The organism is Pseudomonas sp. BF-R-19, from assembly GCF_019956445.1.
Taxonomy (GTDB): domain Bacteria; phylum Pseudomonadota; class Gammaproteobacteria; order Pseudomonadales; family Pseudomonadaceae; genus Aquipseudomonas; species Aquipseudomonas fluorescens_BH.
In genome coordinates this window covers 1-1,679 of sequence record NZ_JAHBDN010000018.1, presented here as the reverse complement: position 1 = coordinate 1,679, position 1,679 = coordinate 1, and the positions used below count along the sequence as shown (strand labels likewise).

Here is a 1,679-nt window from a genome sequence, read left to right as displayed (position 1 = left end):
CCAGGCTGTGTGAAAACGCCAGTGTTTGTCTAACCTTCTGATCGTCTAGATCGTATTGGGGGCGATCATGAAGCGATTCATTGAAGGTGAGGCTCGGACGCAAGTCACGTTGCTGCCTGAGTGCTTGGACGATTACGTAGCCGAAGAAAATCCAGTGCGAGTGGTCGACGTTTTCGTCGATGAACTCGACCTGGGTGCACTTGGATTTGAAGGTGTTGATCCTGCTGCAACGGGGCGTCCGGCCTACCATCCAGCGATCTTGCTGAAGATCTATATCTACGGCTACCTGAATCGGATTCAGTCCAGCCGCCGGCTGGAACGCGAGGCCGAGCGCAATGTCGAGTTGATGTGGCTGACGGGACGTTTGGCTCCGGACTTCAAAACCATTGCCGACTTTCGCAAAGACAACGGCAAAGCCATTCGCAGCGTCTGCCGGCAATTCGTAGTGCTTTGTCGCAACCTCAATCTCTTCTCCCAATCAATCATCGCCATCGATGGCAGCAAATTCAAAGCCGTCAATAATCGCGACCGTAACTTCACCCAGGGCAAAGTGAAGGCACGCATGCAGCAGATTGAACAGAGCATTGACCGTTATCTAACGGCGATGGATTCGGCGGATCGGGCAACACCCGAAGTAGCCGAGGCCAAGGCCGAGCGGTTGAAAGAAAAGATAGAAACGCTGAAAAAGCAGATGCAGAAACTCAAGGACATCGAGGCGCAGCTCCACGACAGTCCAGACCAACAAATCTCTCTTACCGATCCAGATGCACGCTCAATGGCCACGAGCGGCCGAGGCACCGGAACAGTTGGTTACAACGTCCAAACAGCTGTCGACGACAAACACCATCTGATCATTGCCCATGAGGTGACCAATGTTGGTAATGATCGTGGGCAACTGAGCAATATGGCGAACCAGGCGCGTGAAGAAATCGAGGCTGAATCGCTAACGGTGGTGGCCGACCGAGGCTATTACAAAGGTCTGGAAATCCTTGCTTGCGAGCAAGCCGGCATCACTACCTTCGTACCGAAACCCCTGACATCGGGCAGCAAAGCCGAAGGCCGATTTGGCAAGCAGGACTTCATCTACGTTGCTGCATCGGACGAGTATCGATGCCCAGCGGGACAGTTACTGACCCGGCGGTATTCGTCGGTGGAAGACGGCATGTTATTGCATTGTTACTACTTCTCGGGCTGCCAGTCCTGCTCAATGCAAAAGCAATGCACCACGGGTAAAGAGCGCCGGGTAAAGCGCTGGGAACATGAAGCCGTAGTCGATGCAATGCAGGCTCGGCTGGATCATGATCCAACGATGATGAGGCGTCGCCGCCAGACCGTTGAACATCCTTTTGGAACGCTCAAATACTGGATGGGAAGTACCCACTTCCTGACCAAAACCCTGCCGAGGGTAAGCACCGAGATGAGCCTTCATGTGCTCGCCTACAACCTCAAGCGAATGATGAGCATCTTCGGCATTGCAGGATTGCTTGAAGCGATCAGGGCGTGAGTCCAGCCGCTTGCTCGCCCGTTAGTAGCGATTTGGGCCGCTGGCGCGGCCCAAATCGCATTTACGAACACCTATGTAGCTGACTAAGGTAATTCGCGCTTCCGTCTGCTGTTTCGCAGGCAACGCACGCAACTCTCCGTTATCGACGTACTCAGTGCGTTTTCACACAGCCTGG

At 54.1% G+C, this 1,679-nt stretch carries 1 protein-coding gene; it reads left to right on the top strand.

What is annotated here, in order from left to right; translation table 11 throughout:
• The first annotated feature begins 67 nt into the window (after nt 1-67).
• Nucleotides 68-1,504: an IS1182 family transposase gene (locus KGB28_RS01100; RefSeq protein ID WP_223441331.1), complete on the top strand. Its 1,437-nt coding sequence runs from the start codon at nt 68-70 to the stop codon at nt 1,502-1,504.
• The last annotated feature ends 175 nt before the right edge of the window (nt 1,505-1,679 follow it).